Origin of the sequence: Pedobacter petrophilus (assembly GCF_009674725.1) — a bacterium.
GTDB classification, from domain to species: domain Bacteria; phylum Bacteroidota; class Bacteroidia; order Sphingobacteriales; family Sphingobacteriaceae; genus Pedobacter; species Pedobacter petrophilus.
This window is the reverse complement of the sequence record NZ_WKKH01000006.1, coordinates 86,039-104,741: the sequence shown is the minus strand read 5'-3', so window position 1 is coordinate 104,741 and position 18,703 is coordinate 86,039. Positions and strand designations below refer to the sequence as shown.

The 18,703-nt window shown below is 38.9% G+C and carries 15 protein-coding genes; 12 read left to right on the top strand and 3 right to left on the bottom strand.

What is annotated here, in order from left to right; genetic code table 11:
- The first annotated feature begins 29 nt into the window (after positions 1-29).
- The 12 genes from GJU39_RS05755 (at position 30) to GJU39_RS05700 (ending at position 15,019) form a co-directional block, all read left to right on the top strand.
- Positions 30-1,487 carry a UDP-N-acetylmuramoyl-L-alanyl-D-glutamate--2,6-diaminopimelate ligase gene (locus GJU39_RS05755; RefSeq protein WP_154279748.1) on the top strand — a complete coding sequence of 486 codons (1,458 nt, stop codon included), beginning with the start codon at positions 30-32 and terminating at the stop codon, positions 1,485-1,487.
- On the top strand, positions 1,487-2,734 hold the full coding sequence (mraY, locus tag GJU39_RS05750; protein ID WP_154279747.1) for a phospho-N-acetylmuramoyl-pentapeptide-transferase: 1,248 nt from the start codon (positions 1,487-1,489) through the stop codon (positions 2,732-2,734). Before GJU39_RS05755 ends, mraY begins: the two co-directional genes overlap by 1 nt.
- A gap of 81 nt (positions 2,735-2,815) precedes the next feature.
- Complete coding sequence (gene murD / locus GJU39_RS05745) at positions 2,816-4,210, top strand: UDP-N-acetylmuramoyl-L-alanine--D-glutamate ligase (protein WP_154279746.1); 1,395 nt, start codon at positions 2,816-2,818, stop codon at positions 4,208-4,210.
- Between the two features lie 17 nt (positions 4,211-4,227).
- Positions 4,228-5,421, top strand: coding sequence for an FtsW/RodA/SpoVE family cell cycle protein (locus GJU39_RS05740; RefSeq protein WP_154279745.1), 1,194 nt, complete (start codon positions 4,228-4,230; stop codon positions 5,419-5,421).
- A gap of 145 nt (positions 5,422-5,566) precedes the next feature.
- Positions 5,567-5,941 (top strand): four helix bundle protein, encoded by a 375-nt coding sequence (locus GJU39_RS05735; protein ID WP_154279744.1) that lies wholly within the window; start codon positions 5,567-5,569, stop codon positions 5,939-5,941.
- 95 nt (positions 5,942-6,036) lie between these two features.
- A complete protein-coding gene (murG, locus tag GJU39_RS05730; protein ID WP_154279743.1) occupies positions 6,037-7,140 on the top strand; it encodes an undecaprenyldiphospho-muramoylpentapeptide beta-N-acetylglucosaminyltransferase in 1,104 nt (367 codons plus the stop codon).
- Between the two features lie 109 nt (positions 7,141-7,249).
- The gene (gene murC, locus GJU39_RS05725) at positions 7,250-8,605 is read left to right on the top strand and encodes a UDP-N-acetylmuramate--L-alanine ligase (RefSeq protein WP_154279742.1); all 1,356 of its coding nucleotides are present in this window, start codon (positions 7,250-7,252) and stop codon (positions 8,603-8,605) included.
- Positions 8,598-9,818, top strand: a complete 1,221-nt coding sequence (locus tag GJU39_RS05720; protein WP_154279741.1) for a cell division protein FtsQ/DivIB — start codon at positions 8,598-8,600, stop codon at positions 9,816-9,818. Before murC ends, GJU39_RS05720 begins: the two co-directional genes overlap by 8 nt.
- Positions 9,819-9,823: 5 nt before the next feature.
- Positions 9,824-11,182 (top strand): cell division protein FtsA, encoded by a 1,359-nt coding sequence (gene ftsA / locus GJU39_RS05715; protein ID WP_154279740.1) that lies wholly within the window; start codon positions 9,824-9,826, stop codon positions 11,180-11,182.
- Between the two features lie 128 nt (positions 11,183-11,310).
- Entirely contained in the window at positions 11,311-12,924 is a 1,614-nt protein-coding gene (ftsZ, locus tag GJU39_RS05710; RefSeq protein ID WP_154279739.1) for a cell division protein FtsZ, read from the top strand.
- Between the two features lie 213 nt (positions 12,925-13,137).
- Positions 13,138-14,379: an aminotransferase class I/II-fold pyridoxal phosphate-dependent enzyme gene (locus GJU39_RS05705; RefSeq protein WP_154279738.1), complete on the top strand. Its 1,242-nt coding sequence runs from the start codon at positions 13,138-13,140 to the stop codon at positions 14,377-14,379.
- Positions 14,380-14,842: 463 nt separating this feature from the next.
- On the top strand, positions 14,843-15,019 hold the full coding sequence (locus tag GJU39_RS05700; protein ID WP_154279737.1) for a histone H1: 177 nt from the start codon (positions 14,843-14,845) through the stop codon (positions 15,017-15,019).
- Between the two features lie 106 nt (positions 15,020-15,125).
- On the opposite strand, the gene GJU39_RS05695 is transcribed toward GJU39_RS05700, so the two are convergent.
- The 3 genes from GJU39_RS05695 to ligA form a co-directional block, all read right to left on the bottom strand.
- Positions 15,126-15,446 (bottom strand): hypothetical protein, encoded by a 321-nt coding sequence (locus tag GJU39_RS05695; RefSeq protein ID WP_154279736.1) that lies wholly within the window; start codon positions 15,444-15,446, stop codon positions 15,126-15,128.
- Between the two features lie 254 nt (positions 15,447-15,700).
- Positions 15,701-16,588, bottom strand: coding sequence for a 4-hydroxy-tetrahydrodipicolinate synthase (gene dapA / locus GJU39_RS05690; protein ID WP_154279735.1), 888 nt, complete (start codon positions 16,586-16,588; stop codon positions 15,701-15,703).
- Positions 16,589-16,675: 87 nt separating this feature from the next.
- Positions 16,676-18,688 (bottom strand): NAD-dependent DNA ligase LigA, encoded by a 2,013-nt coding sequence (gene ligA, locus GJU39_RS05685; protein ID WP_154279734.1) that lies wholly within the window; start codon positions 18,686-18,688, stop codon positions 16,676-16,678.
- Between the last annotated feature and the right edge of the window lie 15 nt (positions 18,689-18,703).

Below are 18,703 nucleotides of genomic sequence, written 5' to 3'. Positions count from 1 at the left end.
TCTGATTCAATCATTCAATAATTAATAGGATGCAATTACAAGATTTACTTTATGGCGTAACGATTAAAGAATTGGTTGGAAAAACCGATAGGGAAATCAATGCGCTTAACTTTGATTCACGCAAGGTTGGTAAAGATGATGTATTCTTTGCTATTTCCGGAACCGTTACAGATGGCCACCAGTTTATTGAGCAGACTATCGCGCAAGGCGCAACGGTTATCATTTGTGAAAACCTGCCGGAAGTACATGATTTTACCATCACCTATATTAAGGTAGATAATACAGCGGCGGCTTTAGGGATCATGGCAGGGCACTATTTTGGTAATCCCTCTGTAGATTTGAAGTTAATTGGCATCACCGGTACCAATGGTAAAACAACCATTGCAACCTTATTATTTAAGTTATTTAAAGATTTAGGATATAAAACGGGTTTAATTTCTACCGTTGAGAATTATATTCATGATACCGTAATTGCCGCGACACATACCACGCCAAATCCAATTGCATTAAACCAGTTGTTGAAAGATATGGTAGATGCGGGTTGCGATTACTGTTTCATGGAAGTGAGTTCGCATGCCGTTTCGCAGCACAGAATTGAAGGACTAACTTTCTCTGGTGGTGTTTTTTCAAACCTTACGCATGATCACTTAGATTTTCACAAAACCTTCGATAGCTATTTAAAAGCGAAGAAGGCCTTTTTTGATATGCTTCCTAAAACAGCATTTGCATTAACCAACATCGATGATAAGAATGGGAATGTAATGTTGCAAAATACGAAGGCACATAAAAAAACTTATGCGCTGAAACAACTGGCAGATTTTAAAGCGAAGATTATTGAAAACGGTTTTAGTGGCCTGCATCTGGATATTGATAATGAAGATGTTTACTTCAAGCTGATCGGTTCATTTAATGCCTATAATCTATTGGCTGTGTACGGAACAGCTATTCTTTTGGAGCAGGATAGACTAAAAGTATTGACTTCTTTGAGTCGCTTAACTGGTGCTGAAGGACGTTTTGATTATATCGTTTCGGAAAACAAAGTAATTGGGATTGTTGATTACGCACATACGCCAGATGCTGTTCAGAATGTTTTGGGAACGATTGCAGATATCCGTAAGGGAACAGAACAGGTAATTACTGTACTGGGTTGTGGTGGCGATCGGGATAAAACCAAACGGCCGATTATGGCGCAGGTGGCTTGTGATTGGAGTGATAAAGTAATTTTAACTTCTGATAATCCTAGAACAGAAGATCCGCAAACCATTATTACAGACATGGAAGCAGGCGTTTCGCCAACGAACAAACGCAAAACATTATCCATTTTGGATAGGAGAGAAGCCATTAAAACGGCTTGCCACCTGGCTCAACATGGAGACATTATTTTAATTGCAGGGAAAGGACATGAAAAATACCAGGAAATAAATGGCGTAAGAAACCATTTCGACGACAAAGAAATTTTACTAGAACAATTAAACCCGAACAGCTAATGTTATATTTATTATTCGAATACTTGCATAAGCATTATGACATTCCTGGTTTAAGGTTGTTTCAGTACATCACTTTCCGTGCGTCTATTTCCATTATTTTATCATTGGTAATTACGACTGTATATGGCCGCAGGTTAATAGATTATCTCCATAAAAAACAGGTTGGCGAAATTGTAAGAAATCTTGGCCTGGAAGGGCAGATGCAGAAGCAAGGTACACCTACCATGGGTGGAATTATTATTTTGCTCGGTATCCTGATTCCAACATTGTTGTTTGCCAACATTTCAAATATCTATGTAATTCTGATGATCATTACCACCGTTTGGATGGGTGCAGTTGGTTTTCTGGATGATTATATTAAAGTTTTTAAAAAGAATAAAGAAGGTTTAGCGGGCAAGTTCAAGGTTGTCGGGCAAGTAGGTTTAGGTTTGATTGTAGGAACGACGATGTATTTTCACCCGAATATTGTGGTGAGGGAAACCGTTCAGGATGATGTTAAAAACACCTCTCCTGCACCAATGGTTTTACGTCAGAAAGGCGAAACTTTTTACTATACGCAAGATGTAAAGTCGACTAAAACGAACATGCCTTTCTATAAAAATAATGAGTTCGATTATGCAAAGGTTTTAAAGTTTTTGGGTGGCGATTACCAGAAGTTTGCCTTCATCATCTTTTTGCTCATTACTGTTTTCATCATCACGGCAGTATCAAACGGTGCAAATATAACAGATGGGATAGATGGTTTAGCAACAGGAACCTCGGCCGTAATTGGAATAACGCTGGGAATTTTAGCTTATGTTTCCGGTAACACGGTCATGGCCGATTACCTCAACATCATGTACATTCCAAACTCAGCAGAGCTGATGATTTTTGCCGGAGCGTTTGTAGGATCTTGTGTAGGCTTCCTTTGGTATAATTCATATCCGGCACAGATATTTATGGGTGATACCGGAAGCTTAGCCATCGGCGGGATCATTGCTTCATTCGCCTTGATGATCCGCAAGGAACTGTTGATTCCAATTCTGTGTGGGGTTTTTCTGGTGGAGCTGGTATCCGTAATTATGCAGGTTTCTTACTTCAAATATAGCAAGAAACGCTTTGGCGAAGGCCGAAGAATCTTCCTGATGTCTCCTTTACATCACCATTATCAGAAAAAGGGATATCACGAAGCGAAGATTGTAACACGCTTCTGGATTATCGGAATCATGTTGGCGATTATTACAATAGTAACATTGAAATTGAGATAGATAGGTTATTCGTTCAAAGCGAGTAAACACGAAAAACGAGTAACGAACTACGAAAGACGAACCACGAAAGACGATTAAATAATGAACACAAATCAAAATAATAGATCAGGTAATCCTCAGTCAGCAATGGCAGGGCAGGGCCGTGTCGTTATTTTGGGCGCAGGCGAAAGTGGTGTTGGTGCAGCAAAGCTTGCACAGGCGAAAGGTTTCGATGTTTTTGTTTCCGACTTCGGTATAATTGCCGATAAATATAAATCAGCTTTAGAGAAGCTAAATGTGCCTTTCGAATCAGCGCAACATACCGAAGCGCTGATTTTAAATGCAACAGAGGTAATTAAAAGTCCGGGTATCCCATCTACTGCACCAATCGTTAAAAAATTAGTGGCACAGGGTACACCTGTAATTTCAGAGATTGAATTTGCAAAAAGATATACCACAGCAAAAACAATTTGCATTACAGGTTCAAACGGTAAATCGACTACTAGTCTGCTTACCTACCATATCCTTAAAAATGCAGGTTTGAATGTTGGTCTTGCGGGTAATATCGGCCATAGTTTTGCGGCCCAGGTTGCTGAAGAAAACTATGATTATTATGTGTTGGAAATTTCCAGCTTTATGCTTGATGATATGTTTGAATTCAAAGCAGACATCGCCGTGCTGTTGAATATCACGCCAGATCATTTAGATCGCTACGATTACAAAATGGAAAACTATGTTGCATCAAAAATGCGCATTGTTCAAAATCAAACGGCAGATGATGTTTTTATCTATTGCGCAGATGATGAAGAAAGCATTAAAGCCGTAGCCGCTTTTCAGCCGGTAGCCAAAACATTTCCGTTCTCCATTACAAGAAAAATTGAACCAGGTGCTTATTTAGAAGCACAAACGATAACGATCCTTTTGGAACCAAATAAAGAACTAACCATGTCTATTCTTTCAGATTTAGCCTTACAAGGCAAGCACAACATTTACAACTCTATGGCTTCGGGCATTGTTGCGAAGGTTTTAGAGTTGAGAAATGAGACCATTCGCGAGAGTATGGGTAATTTCAAAAATATTGAGCACAGGTTAGAACATGTGGCAAAAATTTCTGGAATCGATTTCATTAACGATAGTAAAGCAACAAACGTAAACTCTACCTGGTATGCTTTGGAAAGCATGACTGCCGATGTAGTTTTGATTATGGGCGGCGTTGATAAAGGCAACGATTACAACATGCTTAAAGATTTGGTTAAAAGCAAAGTGAAAGCCATCGTTTGTTTAGGAAAGGATAATAAACGCATTCACGATGCCTTTGAAGATGATGTAGAGATTATTGTAAACACGTTTTCTGCTGATGAAGCAACGCAAATTGCTTTTCATTTGGCTAAACGTGGCGATGCCGTTTTACTTTCACCTGCATGCGCCAGTTTCGATTTATTTAAAAGTTATGAAGACCGCGGTAATCAGTTTAAGGCGGCAGTTAGAGAATTATAAATAGGAGGTTTAAATAGATGTTCCAAGCATTACTTGATAAAACAAAAGGCGATAGATGGATCTGGTTGATCATCATCCTGCTTTCGCTTATATCTGTTATGGCAGTTTACAGTGCAACCGGAACTTTGGCTTACAAAAAGGGCGAGACTGTAGAGAAATTGCTTTTAACCAAACACCTCATATTCGTGTTAATGGGGATTGGCATGATCTATATTGCACATTTGCTTGATTACCGCTATTATGCCGGAATCTCAAAGATTCTAATGATTGTGACCGTTCCGTTGCTGGTTTATACCTTAATATTCGGAACGAATTTAAATGATGCATCCCGTTGGGTAAAAATTCCGGTAATTGGATTAACCTTTCAAACTTCCGATTTAGCAAAACTGGCTTTAATTACCTTTTTAGCCCGAATGCTGACGAAGAAGCAGGAAAATATTAAAGATGTAAAAGAATCTTTTTTACCGATTATGGGCTCTGTTTGTGTGGTATTTGTATTAATTGCACTAGCCAATTTATCTACGGCACTTATGCTTTTTGGTGTAAGTATTTTGCTGTTGATTATCGGGCGGATTAGTATCAAGCAAATTGCCATTGTTTGTGCCGGCGGTTTCGTACTGTTGTTATTTGTGTTTTTCCTCGGGCCCAGGCGCAAAACCTACATGTCGAGGATTAACACGTTCCTGCATCCGGAGATGCAGCATTCTGATAAAACTTTCCAGGCAGATCAGGCAAAAATTGCCTTGGCAACTGGTGGTGTTTTTGGTAAAGGACCAGGTAATAGTACGCAGCGCAACTTCCTGCCACACCCGTATTCCGATTTTATTTTCGCCATTATTATTGAAGAATGGGGAACATTGGGAGGAGTTGTCATTATGGTGCTTTACCTGGTGCTTTTATACCGGTGTATAAAGATAGTTACCAAGGCCCCGAAGGCATTCGGGGCGCTATTGGCGGCAGGGTTAAGCTTTAGTCTAACTATTCAGGCTTTCGCAAACATGGCAGTTGCAGTCGGTTTAGGTCCGGTAACCGGGGTGCCTTTGCCACTGGTAAGTATGGGTGGAACCTCAATGATTTTCACTAGTGTGGCTTTTGGAATCATCCTTAGTGTAAGCAGAGATATAGAAGAAAACGCAGGCGCACTAGCTAAAGAAGATAAAGAAAAGGTAAAAAATAAAGTTATTGTTGGAGAGATTCCGGCGATGGCCTAAGAAAATTTTGAGTGAGAGAATTTTGAATGAGAGAATTGTGAATGGTAAAATGGAAATAATATAGCACACGAATAAATAATGAAGTAAAGTCTGATCTATTCAATAGTCAACATCCCAAAGTTTAATAATTATGAATTAATAAATAATGGAAAATGTAACTAAAGTTGATTTTGTGACAGCCATAAAGGCACGAACAAAGCAGTTTGTTTTGGATTCAATAAAATTCTATCAGACTTTACCTAAATCTGAAGAAGGAAAAATAATAGGTAGGCAATTTATACGATCAGCATCGTCAGTCGGCGCAAATTACAGGGCCGCATGTAGAAGTCGATCTAGAGCAGAATTTTTTGCTAAGCTTAGTATTGTTGTTGAAGAGGCTGATGAAACTGCCTTTTGGATTGAGATACTGACCGAATCAAAAATTACAAATTCAATAGAAGCTCAGCCATTATTGAAAGAGGTAAATGAAATTTTAGCAATCGTAGCAAAAGCAAGAAAAACAGTAAGTAATAATAAATAAAGGATTAAATGAGAGAATGATTGAATTATGGAATGTAATAGTTGCAAGTAAACATTTGGTCATTCAAAATTCATTCATTCAATAATTAAATAAACATGAATAATTCCCCAAAAATTATCATATCAGGTGGTGGCACCGGCGGGCATATATTTCCTGCCGTAGCCATAGCCAATGCGCTAAAACGCTTGGTGCCTTCTTGTGAGATTTTATTTGTGGGCGCAAACGGACGCATGGAAATGGAAAAAGTTCCTGCTGCCGGCTATAAAATTATTGGCTTAAATATTAGTGGCATGCAAAGGGGTTCGATTTTAAAAAATCTTGCCTTGCCATTTAAAGTGATTGGAAGCGTAAGGCGGGCTTTGGAAATCATTAAAGATTTTAAGCCAGATGTAGTCGTGGGGGTTGGAGGTTACGCCTCCGGACCGATATTATACGCCGCTTCGTTAAAAGGGATACCCTATTTAATTCAGGAGCAAAATTCATATGCCGGGGTTACAAACAAATGGTTGGGTAAAAAAGCATCTAAAATTTGTGTCGCTTTTGATGAAATGGAACAATTTTTCCCTGCTGGTAAAATATTAAAAACTGGTAATCCCGTTAGGAAAGAGGTAGTGGATATTAAAGGTAAACACTATGCGGGTGCTGAATTGCTGAAACTCGATCCATTAAAAAAAACAATCATGGTTACTGGTGGGAGCTTAGGGGCCGGAACATTGAATAAAGCCATTGAAAAACATTTACCGGAAATACTGGCGCAGGATGTTCAGGTGGTATGGCAAACCGGGAAGTTTTACTACAAAGGAATTATAGAACGATTAGGCTTAGAATATCATCCTAATGTGCGTATTCTGGAATTCCTAAATAAGATGGATTTGGCCTATGCTGCTGCAGATGTAATTATCTCAAGAGCAGGAGCAGGTACCATTGCAGAACTTTGCCTGATTAAGAAGCCGGTGATTCTGGTCCCTTCGCCAAACGTTGCCGAAGACCATCAAACGAAAAATGCGATGGCACTGGTTAAGAATGGCGCAGCATTATTAATTAATGATCGCGCTGCAGAAGACACATTAGTGAAGGCGGCATTGGAATTATTAGTAAACCAGGGGCAATGTCAGAAGCTGGCTGAAAATATTGGGAAAATGGCCCTTCCGGCCGCAGATGAAATTATTGCAAGGGAAGTATTGGAATTGATTAGATAGGGAATAGGAAGAGGGAAAATAGGAAAAGAGAAAAAGCTTTAAGCTTTGGACCTTACACAGTAGAAAGGCAGCTTTAAGCTTAAATCTTTCTGCTTTTAACTAATTAAAAATGGAATTAAGTAAAATAAACAGGGTATTTTTCGTTGGTGTCGGTGGTATCGGCATGAGTGCACTTGCCCGTTATTTTGCTAAACGGGGGCAGCTGGTTTGTGGCTATGATAAAACCAGGACCAGGCTTACTGAAACATTAGAAAACGAAGGAATCTTAATCACTTACATAGATGAGGTTTCGTCATTGCCCGAAGCATTTTTAAGCCCTCGGGAGGATACATTGGTGGTTTACACACCTGCTATTCCGAAAGATGCTGAATTGTTAAACCATTTCAGAGATCTGGGTTTCACATTGAAAAAAAGGTCTGAAGTATTAGGCATCATCAGTAAAGGAATGTATTGTATCGGCATTGCTGGTACGCATGGTAAAACAACCACATCCTCTATTGTTGCGCATATTCTTACCGATACAGGTTATGGCTGTACTGCCTTTTTAGGTGGCATCGCCAGCAATTATAACAGTAATGTGCTTTACGGAAACAACAATGTAGTGGTGGTAGAAGCCGATGAATATGACCGCTCGTTTTTGACTTTACATCCTGATGTGGCGGTAATTACCTCCATGGATGCAGATCACCTGGATATCTATGGTGATAAAAGTCAACTGGAAGAGTCGTTCAGGCTATATGCCAGTCAGTTGAAACCTAATGGTAAACTATATGTGCATGAAGGTTTGTCTTTAGAAAACAGTACAACTTACGCAGCAAGTGCCACAGCTAATGCCAAAGCCTTAAACCTAAGGGTAGAAGGTGCTAAATTTGTTTTTGATTATGAAGACGATAATCAGAAGATAAACGACATTAGCCTGATGCTGCCTGGAAAGCACAATGTGGAAAACACAACGGTGGCCATTGCCATTGCATTGCAATTGGGAATCGATCCGGAGAAAGTTAAACAGGCGGTAGCTAATTTTAAAGGGGTTAAACGTCGCTTTGAGTATATTGTAAATAACGGATCGCAGATATATATTGATGATTATGCGCATCATCCGGAAGAATTGAAAGCTTGTTTTAATGCCGTACGTCAGTTATATCCGGATAAAAAACTTACAGTGATTTTTCAACCGCATCTGTTTACGCGAACACGTGATTTTGCAGATGAATTTGCCAGTGTGTTAGGTACTGCAGATGACCTGTTACTGCTCGATATTTATCCCGCCAGGGAATTGCCACTGGAAGGAATAGATGCACCGTTTCTCTTAAATAAGATTACCCTTTCGAATAAGCGTATCCTGACAAAAGATGCGGTTATTCAATACGTAAAAGATGAAAAACCTGAATTGATTTTAACAGTAGGTGCCGGAGATATTGATACGATTATCGAACCACTTAAAAATATATTAACCAATGCTTAAACGATTTGACTGGGGCGCAATTTTTACTGGCTTTGCCTGGCTGATTAGCCTGGCGGGTGTGGTGGTGCTTTTAAGTTTCATCAACGTGAAAAAGCAAACAGTAAAATGTACAGATGTAAAAATCCTGATTCCGGGTGCTGATAATTTCATTGAAAGAGAAGAAATTGATGCGATCCTGAAAGAAGATCAGGGCGTGCTTTTAGGTCGGAATCTAGAAAAAATTAACATTCATCAGATAGAAAAAAAGTTGCAATCCAACCCGTACATCGCATTTGCGAAAGTTTATGTAGATATGGATGGTGTTTTACACATTGAGGTAAAACAAAGACAGCCCATTGTGCGTATATTAAACGAAACCGGACAAGACTTTTATATTGACAACGATGGATTAAAAATGCCGATCTCTTCTAATTTCACCGCAAATGTGCTGGTGGCTACCGGTCATATTTCTGAGGTTTTCGGCAGTCGTGTAGATACACTCCATACCAAGTTGGCCCGCGACCTTTATCAAACCGCTCAATACATTAAAAAGGATACCCTTTGGGATGCTCAAATTGAACAGATCGTGGTTGATGAGCAGAACGATATGGAACTTATTCCAAGGGTTGGCAATCAACGGATTATTTTGGGAAATGCAGATTCGCTCGAAAAGAAGATGAATAACCTGTTAATTTTCTATAAAAAAGCAATGCCTCAGGTAGGATGGGAAGCCTATAAAACAATTAATGTAAAGTATACCAATCAGATTGTTTGCGAGAGACGCGATTCTACTGAGATTGCAAGAAACCTGAAACGGCTATCAAAAATGGACAGTATTCGCGTTCATCAAAAGGTATCAGATTCATTAATCACCAATGTCATCGCGGCAGCAATTAAAGAAAAACCAGTGGAGAGGATGGTAGTAGCACTGCCTCAAAAGGTAGAGCAAAAAAAAGTGGAGGTTAAAAAAACTGAAACGAAAAAGGTAGAGACCAAAAAACCAGAGGTAAAAAAAACTGAGGTTAAAAAAGTAGAAAAAAAGGTTGAACCAAAAAAGGCAGTAACAACAGCCGTGAAACCAAAAGAAACGAAAACAGAAGAGAAGAAGGATAAGCCAAAAGTGACAGCAAAGGCGAAACCAGCGTTAAGTGCAGCGGCACTTAAAAAACAAAAAGAAGCAAGAGATAAGGAAATCAGAGCCCTAGAAAAACAATATAAAACTCAGCAAAATTAACAAATATGGACAAGGCAAAATTTACCAGTCAGTCGCCCATTGTAGTAGGATTGGATATCGGTACTACAAAAATATGTGTTATCGTTGGTCGCAGGACACAGCACGGTAAGATAGAAATCTTAGGAATAGGCAAGGCAGAATCGGCGGGGGTGACACGTGGCGTAGTTTCTAACATTCAAAAAACGGTGCAGGGCATTGTGCAGGCAGTTGAGGTTGCCAGCGGACAATCCAATGTAGAAATACAGGTGGTAAATGTGGGAATTGCAGGTCAGCATATTAAGAGCTTGCAACATAGAGGAATTTTAACCAGAAGAGAATTAAACAACGAAATTGGTAAAAAAGATATCGATAAGCTGATAGATGATATGTTTAAACTGGTAATGCCTCCAGGAGAAGAAATTATCCATGTATTGCCACAAGAATTTACCATTGATAACGAGCCGGGAATTAAAGATCCGATTGGTATGGCTGGTGTGCGCCTTGAAGCCAACTTCCACATCATTTCTGGTCAGGTTACGGCAGTGAAAAATATTATTAAATGTGTAAACAATGCAGGGTTACAAACTCAGGATCTGATTCTTGAGCCATTGGCGTCTTCAGAATCGGTGTTGAGCGAGGAAGAGAAAGAAGCGGGTATTGCATTGGTAGATATTGGTGGTGGTACAACTGATATTGCAATTTTCCATGAAGGCATTATCCGCCATACGGCTGTAATTCCATTTGGTGGAAATAGTGTTACTGAAGATATCAGAGAGGGCTGCTCTGTTATGCGTAATCAAGCTGAGTTATTGAAAACACGTTTCGGTTCTGCACTTGCTGAGGAGAACAAAGAAAACGAAATCATTTGCGTACCAGGTTTACGTGGTCGCGAACCGAAAGAAATTTCTGTTAAAAACCTTGCTTACGTTATTCAGGCCAGGATGGAAGAAATAATCGAGCACGTTTACTATGAAATCAAATCTTCGGGCTACGAGAAAAAATTAATCGGTGGTATCGTTATAACCGGTGGTGGTGCTTTGCTTAAGCACTTATCTCAGGCAGTAGAATATGTAACTGGTTTGGATTGCAGAATTGGTTATCCGAATGAGCATTTATCTAAATATGAAGATATGCCTAAAACCATTTATGATGATCTTAAAAGCCCCATGTATGCAACCAGTGTTGGCTTGTTAATAAAAGGAATTCAAAAGGCAGAAGAGCTGATTGAAGAAATGAAACAACCAGGTGTCTTTGTAGAAAAACCAAAAACCATCAAAGAGAAAGAGAAACGCGGACCAGGTTTGTTTGATAAATTATTAGCAAAAACAAAGACTTTCATTCAGGATGATATGAATGTGAGCGATGAAGATTACTTGAAAAGCTAAAACTTTTCAACAAAAAGAGAGTTTTCCACATTCTTAACAATTGTGGAAAACGTATGTTGAAAAAGTGTTAATATTACATTGAGTAATGAACAGATTTAAAAATTTTTAAACAACTGATTCATAAAGATATGCAGTTCGAAATGTTAAAAGATAAGTCTTCAATTATCAAGGTAATTGGTGTTGGAGGCGGTGGCGGCAACGCAGTAAACCATATGTACCTGTCGGGTATTACTGGTGTGGATTTTATTATTTGTAATACAGATGCCCAGGCTTTGGAATCTAGTCCTATACCTAACAAGGTACAATTAGGCGCTAGTTTAACCGAAGGAATGGGAGCTGGTTCTATTCCTGAGGTTGGTAAAAACTCGGCGATAGAAAATATAGATGATATTAAGGCTATGTTAGGTAGCACAACCAAAATGCTTTTCATTACAGCAGGAATGGGTGGTGGTACTGGTACAGGTGCGTCTCCTATTATCGCTAAAGCTGCAAAAGAACTCGATATCTTAACCGTTGCCATTATCACCACTCCATTTTCTTTTGAAGGTAAAAGGCGTCGCCTGCAGGCTGATGAGGGAATGGAAGAACTTAAGAAATATGTAGATTCTTACCTGGTGATCTCAAATGACAGGTTACGTGAGATCTTCGGAAACTTAACATTAGGTTCTGCATTTGGTCAGGCCGATGATATCTTAACCACCGCTGCAAAAGGTATCGCAGAGATTATTACCGTTCCGGGATATATCAACGTGGATTTTAAAGATGTGCGTACGGTAATGAAAGATAGCGGTGTAGCCATCATGGGGAGTCATTCCGCTGATGGGGAAGATCGTGCATTGGAAGCTGTTGAGGGTGCTTTAGCCTCTCCGTTATTAAAAGACAATGAAATTGAAGGAGCCCGTTATATTTTATTAAACATCAGCTCTGGTCTTCGTGAAGTAACCATGGATGAGGTTTCTATCATTACGGATTACATTCAGGATAAAGCAGGTTTATCTGCAGATTTAATCTGGGGTAACTGTACAGACGAATCTTTGGAAGATAAACTATCGGTAACTATTATTGCTACAGGTTTCCAGACTTCTGAAGAACGTGTTCATGAAGAAAAAAATAAAAAGAAAATCTCACTATTGACGCCGGAAGAGGCACCATTGGTTCGTGCGATTGAGCCGGTAAACTCTTTTATTCAGCCTAAAGTTGATCCGTCTTATGAGCCGGTTTTAAAAGCTAAAGAAGAGGTTTCTCAGGCAGATCTTTTCGGCGGGATGTTCAATAAACCAGAGCATCAACGCCTTCAGGAGCCAGAAACTCATATCGTTCGCCATACACTAATTGAGGAAGAACCTCAGGTAGAAGAACCGAAAGAAACCGGATTTGAATTTGAGGTGAAGTTAGCTGAACCAAATTACGTTTTCGAAACACCTGTTGCGGAAGCAATTCCAGAACCAGAAACCCCGGTGGTAGGTTTGGATGACGACAAAAGCGATGAGTCTATGGAAGAGCAGTTGAAAAAATCTAAGGAGCGTATTTTACGCCTGAAAGATTTGAGTATGAAACTGCGTACAACCAATGGCCTTCAGGAATTAGAAAATGAGCCTGCTTATAAACGTAAACAGATGCAGTTACAACAAGTTCAGCACTCTTCAGAATCACAGGTAAGTCGTTTTACATTAAGTAACGATCAGGATGGTGGTACGGAGATCAGACCGAACAATTCTTTTTTACATGATAACGTTGACTAAGTCAAACCAAATATAGTTTTAGAGCCCCCGATTTTAAAATCGGGGGCTTTTTTAACATCATGGCTACCCGTTAAAAGTATTGCACCTTTATAAATCTTACTTCCTGGCTGATTAAATAAAGTTAATTGACAAGCAAAGGACTAATACTGTTGATTTTAAGCCGAATAAATCGTAAATTCGCAACAATTTCAGTATAATAAAAAACACAATACATTGGATATATTTGATAAAATAGCAAAGCACATGGGGCCACTTGGTCAACACCAGAAATGGTCTCATGGGTATTTCTCATTTCCAAAATTAGAGGGAGAAATTGCACCGCACATGCAATTTAAAGGAAAAGAGCATTTGGTTTGGAGCTTAAATAACTATTTAGGTTTAGCAAATCATCCAGAAGTTAGAAAGGCAGATGCAGAAGCAGCAGCAGAATTCGGTATGGCTTACCCAATGGGCGCCAGAATGATGAGTGGCAACTCTAAGTATCACGAACAATTGGAGCAGGAACTTGCTGAGTTTGTAGGAAAACCGGATGCATTTTTATTAAATTATGGCTATCAGGGGATGGTATCGATTATTGATACTTTAGTTGATAGAAACGATGTAATTGTTTATGATGCAGAATCACACGCTTGTATTATCGATGGTTTGCGCTTGCATATGGGTAAAAGATTTGTGTATCAACACAATGATATCGATAGTGCCCGTAAACAACTGGAGCGTGCGACCAAGCTGACTAAAGAATCTGGAGGTGGTATCCTTTTAATTACGGAAGGTGTTTTCGGAATGAGTGGGGCACAAGGGAAATTAAAGGAAATTGTTGATCTTAAGAACGACTTTGAATTCCGTATCCTGGTTGATGATGCTCATGGTTTTGGAACTATGGGTAAAACTGGTGCAGGCACTCACGAAGCGCAAGATTGTATTGAAGGTATCGATGTTTACTTCGGAACTTTTGCAAAATCAATGGCTGGTATCGGTGCATTCGTAGCTTCTACAGAAGAGATTACCAATTTCTTAAGATACAACATGCGTTCGCAGACTTTTGCTAAAGCATTGCCAATGCCAATGGTGAAAGGTTTGATTAAACGTTTAGAATTATTAAAAAATCAACCAGAGTTAAAGGATAAATTGTGGGAAATTGCAACTACTTTACAAAAAGGCTTACGTGAAAGAGGTTTTGATTTAGGTGTAACCAATTCTGTTGTAACACCAGTTTTCTTAAAAGGAGAGCTAACTGATGCAACCGCAATCACTTTCGATTTACGTCAAAACTATAGTATTTTCTGTTCAATTGTGGTTTATCCGGTAATTCCAAAAGGAATGATTGAATTGCGTTTAATTCCGACAGCAGTACATACGCTGGAAGATGTTCAACGTACATTAGATGCCTTTAGTGAGGTTTATGAAAAGCTGCAAAACGGTTATTACAAAGAGAATCAGTTTGCTATCGCATAGATAGCAAATTCAAATAATTAAGGCCAATCATTTTCATGATTGGCTTTTTTTTGATTTAACATTTCGTGGTTCAATAAGAAACAAGCACTATCGTATTATCATTCTATTTATGGAGCGTGTTAAAGTCTGCAGAAACGCTTATTCATAAGTAATATCCCGTAAGCTAAATCGATTTCTTTTACATTAGTCAGGGCTTTTTAATATCTTGGGTATAGTATTTTTTAAGGAAAAAATGCCCTGATCTAATCCTCCACAAAAAGGTTACATAAGGCGGGATGTTGCATTTTTGAACACCCAATGGCATGTTTTTTTAAATTCACATGTAAAAAGTACCTTGAGGCAGATAGATGCAGCATTTTGTTGCGATTTTTCTTAATTTATATTTTTGTTTGTGCACTAAACCGTTTAAATTAGAGTTAGGTAATTAAAAATCAAACCTTTAAAATTATAGGAGTACTAAGAAATGAAAAAATTTGAAGAAGTGAAAAATTTAGTTGCAGCTTTAGAAGCTGACGCGGATAAGTTTTATACAAAAGGCAACAGCGCTGCCGGAACCCGTGTGCGTAAAGGCATGCAGGATTTAAAAAACTTAGCCCAGGCCATCCGTTTGGAAGTACAGGAAGCAAAGAATAAAGATTAGACTACGTTTAAATATTTGTAAAAGGGCCCCTTCAATTCATTTTGAAGTGGCCCTTTTTATTTACCTGATAAATAATAGGCACTTTAATAAGTAAAATTATTAGATGTTAATTTTTTTGCTCTTTCGGTGTCTCAATGGTAACTGTAGACTTATTAAAGTAATGAGTTTTCTTTTCAAACTTAAAAAGCTTGTTTCCTGCAAAATGATAGAAATCAGAATCAGTAAATACATCATTTGCAGCTTTAGACACTTCATAACTGCTTGTGTCGCGCGCCAGGTAAACTAAGCTGGCACGGGGATAGGCTAATTTAAAATCTTCGATGTTCATTCCTACTACAGGATCTGGCACCTGATGTCTGTTTGGAGAAAATACGGCGCAGCCACTGGCACATACCGCCAGAAGGGCAATTGATAGTAATTTTTTCATGTGTGTGTTTAATTTGTGTGTATGCAGGCACGATCAAATTCTATGCCTGCATAGTATTCTTAATGGGAATATTTCTATAAAGGATCGTTTATAAAAGAATGGCTGTATAAGTGATTAATTTGCAGTAAAATAGGACTTGTAATATTTTAAATACGCATAAAAAAACAGGTTAACTCTATTGCTTAATAATGCAAAAGAAATAACCTGTTTCTTATTTAATACATGCGCTGTTTAAAACATGTGTATATTATTGATTATGCCACTTGCACCAGCTTTTCAATTTCATTAATGATAGAATGTTCTAATGCAGAAGAAGCTTTAATTAATGGTAACCTAACGGTATCACCACAAACACCTAAATGTTTTAATGCTGCTTTAATACCAGCCGGATTTCCTTCGGCAAAAGCCAAACGCGTAAACTCAACCAGGCTCAGGTGAGCAGGAACAGCACCTTTGAAATCGTTGGCTAAACATTGTCTTACCATATCAGAGAATTGTTTTGGTAAAGCATTGGCAACAACGGATATAATTCCAGATGCGCCTAAAGCAATCATTGGTAAGGTAATTGGATCATCACCAGAAATTAATAAAAAGTCTTCTGGTTTATCTCTCATAATCTGGTTAAACTGATCAAAACTTCCTGAAGCTTCTTTGGTAGCAATGATGTTTTTAAAATCATTTGCCAGTCTGCAAGTTGTTTCCGGGGTCATGTTGCTCATGGTACGTCCCGGCACATTATAAAGGATAAGGTCTAGGGGAGAAACTTCTGCCAGATACTTGTAATGCTGATAAATGCCCTCTTGTGTAGGTTTGTTATAATAAGGACTTACAGATAAAATAGCACTATAGCCCGTCGCATCAAAAGCTTTAATGTCTTCTGCAACGGCAAGCGTATTATTGCCACCAATTCCGGCAACTAAAGGTAATCTATTGTTGTTAATTTCAGCAGTATAAGCCCACACCTTCTTCTTCTCTTCCTTGGTCATTGTAGCGGTTTCGCCTGTTGTACCTAAAGAAACGAGGTAGTCTATCCCTCCGTCGATCAAATGATTAATCAGGTTTTTTAAACCGTTATAATCAACAGATCCATCTGCATTAAAAGGTGTAACCAATGCTACACCAGTACCCTGAAATTTGTTCATTATATATGTAATTATTGAATTTTGCATGAGTGAATGATAGAATGTAGCCTACATTCTATCATTCACTCATTCAAACACTCATTCATTTTATTTTATCATTTCCAAAAGCATTTCATCGGTGATGATGGGAACCTTTAATTTGGTTGCCTTTTCCAGTTTGGATGGCCCCATGTTATCGCCGGCAACCAGGTAGTTTAGCTTGCCAGATATTCCACTCAATATTTTACCCCCGTTGGCCTCAATTATATCTTTGAGTTCATCGCGATTATAGTTTTCAAAAACGCCCGAAATTACGAATGTTTTTCCAATAAGTTTATCACTTGCCAGCTCAATTAGCTTTTCTTCAATTTCGAAGTGCAATTTTGCCAATTTTAATAATTCTATTTGAGCCAAATGCTCTTTTTTTGCGAAGTACTCAACAATACTCTCTGCAATCCGTTGTCCAATCTCATCAATGGCAATCAGTTCTTCCACAGTAGCTGTAGACAGGTTGTCTATATTTTTTACTCCGGCTGCTAATTTCTTTGCTACAGTTTCGCCCACATAGCGGATGCCTAAACCGAAAAGAACTTTTTCGAAAGGCATTTCTTTCGATTTTTCAATCCCCATCAGCATGTTTTCGATAGAACGTTCGCCAAAGCGGTCAAGGTCTTTTAACTGATCCGCTTTTTGATATAAGGTATATAAATCACTGATGTGATTTACCAAACCATGTTTATAAAAGGTTTCAATGGTTTCATCGCCCAGGCCATCAATATTCATCGCTTTGCGGGAAATGAAATGTTGTATTTTTCCCACAATCTGCGGCGGGCAGCCCTCATCGTTTGTACAGTAGTGAACGGCTTCGCCTTCTTTTCTAATCAACTCTGTTCCACACTCCGGGCAGTTATGCAAATAATGCACTTTTTTAGCACCCGGTAAACGTTTCTCCAGGTTTACCCTGATAATTTTGGGAATAATTTCGCCACCCTTTTCTACAAAAACAGCATCACCTTCGTGCAAATCCAGTCTTTCAATTTCGTTGGCATTGTGTAAGGTAGCTCTCTTTACTGTTGTGCCCGCCAGTAGCACCGGTTTGAGGTTTGCAACAGGTGTTACTGCGCCTGTTCGGCCAACCTGATAGGTTACCTTATCCAGAATAGTTTCTACCTCAGCCGCTTTGTATTTGTAAGAGATTGCCCAGCGTGGAGATTTAGCGGTAAAGCCCAATTCCTGCTGCTGCGCATAGCTGTTTACCTTGATTACAATTCCGTCAATATCGTAACTTAATTTAAAGCGTTCGTTTTCCCAGTGATGAATAAATGCGAGCACCTCATCAATATTCGATACCAAACGGTTGTGTTCACAAACATGAAAACCCCAATTCTTTACAGCTTCCAGACTATCCCAGTGATTTTTAAATTCATTTTTATCGGTATAAAGAAAATAAATAAATCCATCCAGCGGACGTTTAGCTACTTCTCTACTGTCCTGCATTTTGATGGTTCCCGAAGCAAAGTTCCGTGGGTTTGCATAAGGGATTTCGCCAAGTTCTTCACGCGCAGCATTTAAACGTAGAAAAGCAGCTTTATGCATGAAGATTTCTCCACGGATTTCAAAATGTTCTGGTGCCTGATCGGTTTTTATTTGATGAGGGATCGTGTGGATCGTTTTCACATTATTAGTTACATCATCACCTTTGGTGCCATCACCACGGGTTACTGCCCTAACCAACTTTCCATTTTCATAAGTTAAACTCATCGATAAACCATCGAACTTTAACTCACAAACGTATTCAAAGTTATCGCCTATGGCTTTGCGAATGCGTTCGTCGAAGTCTCGGAGATCTTCCTCATTGTAAGTATTGCCCAGCGAGAGCATGGGATATTTATGCTGAACGGTAATGAAATTCTTGGTAATATCGCCTCCAACACGTTGCGTAGGGGAATTCGGATCAGCAAAATTTGGATTTGCCAACTCGAGTTCTGTTAAGTGCTTTAATTTCTTGTCGAATTCAAAATCACCAATCGTTGGCATGGCCAACACGTAATAATTGTAATTGTGCTGGTTAAGTTCGGCAACCAGCGCATCCATTTCCTCTTTAATTCTAAACAGCGACATAGCACAAAGATAAAA